This window comes from Streptomyces sp. NPDC059994 (assembly GCF_042737755.1).
In the GTDB taxonomy this organism is placed as follows: domain Bacteria; phylum Actinomycetota; class Actinomycetes; order Streptomycetales; family Streptomycetaceae; genus Streptomyces.
Genome location: NZ_JBHWUR010000204.1, coordinates 894 through 4644, shown reverse-complemented (window position 1 = coordinate 4644; position 3751 = coordinate 894). Strand labels below are relative to the sequence as shown.

At 68.5% G+C, this 3751-nt stretch carries 4 protein-coding genes and 1 pseudogene; 3 read left to right on the top strand and 2 right to left on the bottom strand.

What is annotated here, in order from left to right:
- Positions 1–131 precede the first annotated feature (131 nt).
- Positions 132–302 carry a hydrophobic protein gene (locus ACFWA7_RS39700; protein WP_382363955.1) on the bottom strand — a complete coding sequence of 57 codons (171 nt, stop codon included), beginning with the start codon at positions 300–302 and terminating at the stop codon, positions 132–134.
- A gap of 139 nt (positions 303–441) precedes the next feature.
- Here ACFWA7_RS39700 and ACFWA7_RS39695 point away from each other — a divergent pair.
- Positions 442–613 (top strand): annotated as a pseudogene (locus ACFWA7_RS39695) (CsbD family protein).
- Between the two features lie 332 nt (positions 614–945).
- The gene (locus tag ACFWA7_RS39690) at positions 946–1797 is read left to right on the top strand and encodes a YihY/virulence factor BrkB family protein (RefSeq protein ID WP_385828020.1); all 852 of its coding nucleotides are present in this window, start codon (positions 946–948) and stop codon (positions 1795–1797) included.
- Between the two features lie 147 nt (positions 1798–1944).
- Here ACFWA7_RS39690 and ACFWA7_RS39685 read toward each other — a convergent pair whose 3' ends face one another.
- Positions 1945–2598: a hemolysin III family protein gene (locus ACFWA7_RS39685; protein ID WP_385550253.1), complete on the bottom strand. Its 654-nt coding sequence runs from the start codon at positions 2596–2598 to the stop codon at positions 1945–1947.
- Between the two features lie 339 nt (positions 2599–2937).
- Between ACFWA7_RS39685 and ACFWA7_RS39680 the strand changes: the two genes are divergently transcribed.
- Positions 2938–3558, top strand: coding sequence for a hypothetical protein (locus ACFWA7_RS39680; RefSeq protein WP_385550251.1), 621 nt, complete (start codon positions 2938–2940; stop codon positions 3556–3558).
- The last annotated feature ends 193 nt before the right edge of the window (positions 3559–3751 follow it).

Sequence of the window (3751 nt, the reverse complement as noted above, 5' to 3'; positions counted from 1 at the left end):
GCCTTTGGCGCCGGCCGAAGCGGGGACTCCGCCCCGGGTGACCGCGGCAGGCAGGCGCCTGCGCGGCCGCACGGCGCCGACTGCATCAAGACCCCGTGAGGCCCGTGAGGAAGGCGCGCGTACGGGCCGGATCACCATCGGTACCAGCGGCCTCGCCCCCCACCGGCGGCGGTGGAGCGCATGACGAAGCCGAGAAGCCACAGCACCAGGACGGCGACGGCGACCCACCAGAGGATCTTGATGGCGAAGCCGGCCCCGAAGAGGAGCAGTGCGAGAAGCAGAACAAGCAGCAGGGGAACCATGTCTATCAACCTCCTGCACGCTCCTTTGCCCTGCAATTCCGTCGTCATTCACCAACGACGTTTTGTTTGTGAAGGGAACGCCGGGGCACAAGCGCGTTGTCGCGACAGCGGCACACGACCTGTCAGGAGGTGTTCTTCCATGACTGCCGGCGAGAAGGCCAGGGCAAAGAGCGAGCAGGCCGAGGGCAAAGCCAAGGAAGCCGTGGGAAGCCCTCGGGAACGACTGTGTGGCTGCTGAGGGACAGGCGGAAAAGAGTACGGGTGATGCCCGCGAGGCCAAGGAAAAGACGAAGGACGCCTTTGAGCACTGACCCTTCCTTCTCCACCGAGGATTCCAAAGGGGTCCTGCCCGGCGTCGTTTCGGGAGCCCCCTTTTCGCGGCACCACCGAGGGCTGGACACGCAGCCACTGAGATCCGCCTCAACCGCCTCACCGCCCCCTCACCCGCCACATGCCGACGCCTTCCCCTCCGTGGAACCGTCGCGCCCGGGTCGCCACCGGGCCGACACCCCCAAGTCCCCGGTGGGCGGGGGAACATGACGACGGCTCTGTTCACCACGCGGAGGCTGGGAGCGGCAGGGGCGCGGGTTTCGCGCAGTACTGGATGAGTGGTCCGAGGACGGAGAGTGGGAACATCCGCGTCATGGATGGTGCAGACGGTCACAGGGCTCGGTGGTGGGCGGCGCTGCGACGGACGCCGGTGGCCGTCTGGAACGACGACGTCACGGACTGGGCCGCCGCGCTGACCTATTACGCGGTCCTGGCCCTGTTCCCGTTGCTGCTGGTGATCCTCTCGATCCTGGGCCTGACCATGCCCACGGCCAAGCCGGAGGTCATCGACCGCGTGGCGCAGGCCGCCCCGGCCACGTCCCGCGCTCTGGTGCGCAGCACCCTGCGGCAGATGGCCGGGCAGTCGTCAGCGGCATGGACGCTGATCTTCGTCGGAGGGACGGGAGCCCTGTGGTCGGGGTGCAGCTATCTGAGCGTCTTCCGCCGGGCGTTGTACGCCATGCATCGCATCAGCGCGGACCGGCCGGTCTGGCGTACCGCGCCGCGCATCATCGCCACGGCCCTCGTCCTGATCTCCCTGCTTCTCACGTCGACCCTCGCGTTGCTGCTCAGTGGCAGCCTGGCCCGGCGTCTGGGCCGGGCGCTGGATCTGGGTACCGGGCCGCAGGCCGCCTGGGACACACTGCGGTGGCCGGTCGTGGCCGCGGTCGCCGTCGCCCTGGTGCTCGTCCTGTACCGATCAGGCCCGGCGTCCTCCCGCCCCGTCAGGAGGATGGCGCCCGGCGGCGCATTGGCGGTGGTACTCCTGCTGGCCGCCTCATTCGGATTCGCCGCGTACACCTCGTACGTCAGCACCTATGACCGTCTGTACGGTTCACTGGCGGGCGGCGTGGTCTTCCTGGTCTGGCTGTGGCTGTCCAACCTGTCCCTTCTGGTCGGCGCTCAGTTCAACGCGGAGCTGGCGAAACCTGTGCACGGGGGATGAGCGGGTCTTCCCGTACCTGCGGCTGACCGCCCGTCGCTCAGGCACCTCACCCGCCACCGCCGGTGCCCCCTCCTGCTCGGGGCGCGGGTCCGGGGCGGGCGTCTGCTCACTCAGGCCCTGTACAGCCAAGCCAGAACGTTGTCGCGGTCAGTAAGTGGCCAGGAAGATGGCGGTGTAGTGCGCGGTGAAGGCCGCCACGGTCAGCGCGTGGAAGACCTCGTGGAAGCCGAACCAGCGGGGTGAGGGGTCAGGCCGCTGGAGGGCGTAGACCACCGCGCCCGCACTGTAGAGGAGACCGCCGACAACGATCAGGACGAGTACGGCTGCTCCGCCGGTGTGCAGGAAGTCAGGCAGGTAGCGCACCGGCGCCCACCCCAGGGCCAGGTAACACGGGGTGTACAGCCAGCGCGGAGCTCCGACCCACAGGACCCGGAACGCGATTCCGGCCGACGCGCCCGCCCACACGATCCACAGCAGCACCGACCGCTGGTCCGGCGGGAGGAGGAGCACGGCCAGCGGGGTGCAGGTGCCGGCGATGATCAGGAAGATGTTGGCGTGGTCGAGACGTCGCAGAAGGGCCTCGCCGAGCGGCCCCCAGGTACCGCGGTGGTAGATGGCGCTCGTCGCGAACAGCAGCCAGGCGGTGACCGAGTACACGGCGCAGGCCAGGGCCGCCTGCGGAGTACGGGCCAGGCAGATGAGTACGACGCCTGCGATCAGTGCGGCAGGGACCATTCCGGCATGGAGCCAGCCACGCAGCCTCGGCTTGATCGGTTCGGCCAGGTCTGCCGCCCGCTCCATCAGAGCAGCAACCGAGTGAGCCTTCTCCCCCGCATCGTCGCCTTGTGATCCGCCGGGCAGCCCGTCTTCACGGCGCTCTCCACGCGCTGGGGCGACGTGAACATGGTCGAATTCAGCGGCGTCGCGGGACACGGCTTCTCGTCCTCCCTCGGGTTCCTGGGCATCACTGGCAACCATGCGGTCATGGTAGGAGACCCCACCCCGACAGCATGACGGGAGGTCGGCCCAGAACCCCGGGGCCACGTCGACGGGCACGGGCCGGTTCGCCACCGCGTGAACTCCAGCCCCGTTGATACTGCCGCCAATTGGGCCTGCCTGAGCCGAGTAGATCGGCTTGTCATGGGAACGATCAAGGCTTCCGAACGGGCATCTCCGCTCGCCTACGCGCAAGGATCGCCGATGCTTCCTCAGGTCCACCCCCACGTATCCGCCCCCCTGGCACACCAGCTGGAACACCAATTGGGTCTGGCTTCGCATCTAGGGGCCGGCCATCTCGATGTGGAGCGCGTCGCCGGCATCGCAGTCGTCGCAGCTGCCCACTCGGACGGCTATGCGGCCACCGGCCATCTCCTCGGGCTGCTGGCCGCGCTGCCTGCCCCCACCAAGGCAGGAGAACGTTTCTGGTCGGACCTGTGGAGATCTTCGGGCACCGCGTATCTGCTCCCCGTCAACATCAAGGCTCTGGTGCTGCGTTCGCTGGCAGGAGAAGGAACCGCCCTGGCCCGGCAGATCCTCTCGGCCGTCGATGAGATGACCCCTCCCCAGCGAGTCGCGGCCGGGGAGGTGATCGGTCAAGCCCTCTCCGAGTCCGACCATTTGCCCGACCTCAAGACACAGGTCATCGGAGAACTGTGGATCCGAGATCTTGAGCTCACCGCCTGGCGCGTCCTGCACGCAGACCGCAGATCGGACGATCCGGCCGGACGGAAAGCCTTCGTCGACGCCTGGACCAGCGCCTGAACGTCTGCCCATCCAGGCAGCCTCGCAGGGCATGCGGCGCCCGAGCCGGCACGTGGCGCGCGCAGAGCCTCGTATCCGTACTCACTCGGGTGGGGGGCGCCCCGCCCATTGGGGGCGGCCCCCACCCAGTTGACCACCAATTATGTGGGCGCCCCGGAAGAGAGCGGGGCCCCAGGTGCGGCGGAAAACAACG

Bases quoted from the DNA above. Each gene is read 5' to 3' on its own strand.
- ACFWA7_RS39700 (WP_382363955.1), bottom strand. From the start codon at position 302: ATGGTTCCCCTGCTGCTTGTTCTGCTTCTCGCACTGCTCCTCTTCGGG.
- ACFWA7_RS39690 (WP_385828020.1), top strand. From the start codon at position 946: ATGGATGGTGCAGACGGTCACAGGGCTCGGTGGTGGGCGGCGCTGCGA.
- ACFWA7_RS39685 (WP_385550253.1), bottom strand. From the start codon at position 2,598: ATGGAGCGGGCGGCAGACCTGGCCGAACCGATCAAGCCGAGGCTGCGT.
- ACFWA7_RS39680 (WP_385550251.1), top strand. From the start codon at position 2,938: ATGGGAACGATCAAGGCTTCCGAACGGGCATCTCCGCTCGCCTACGCG.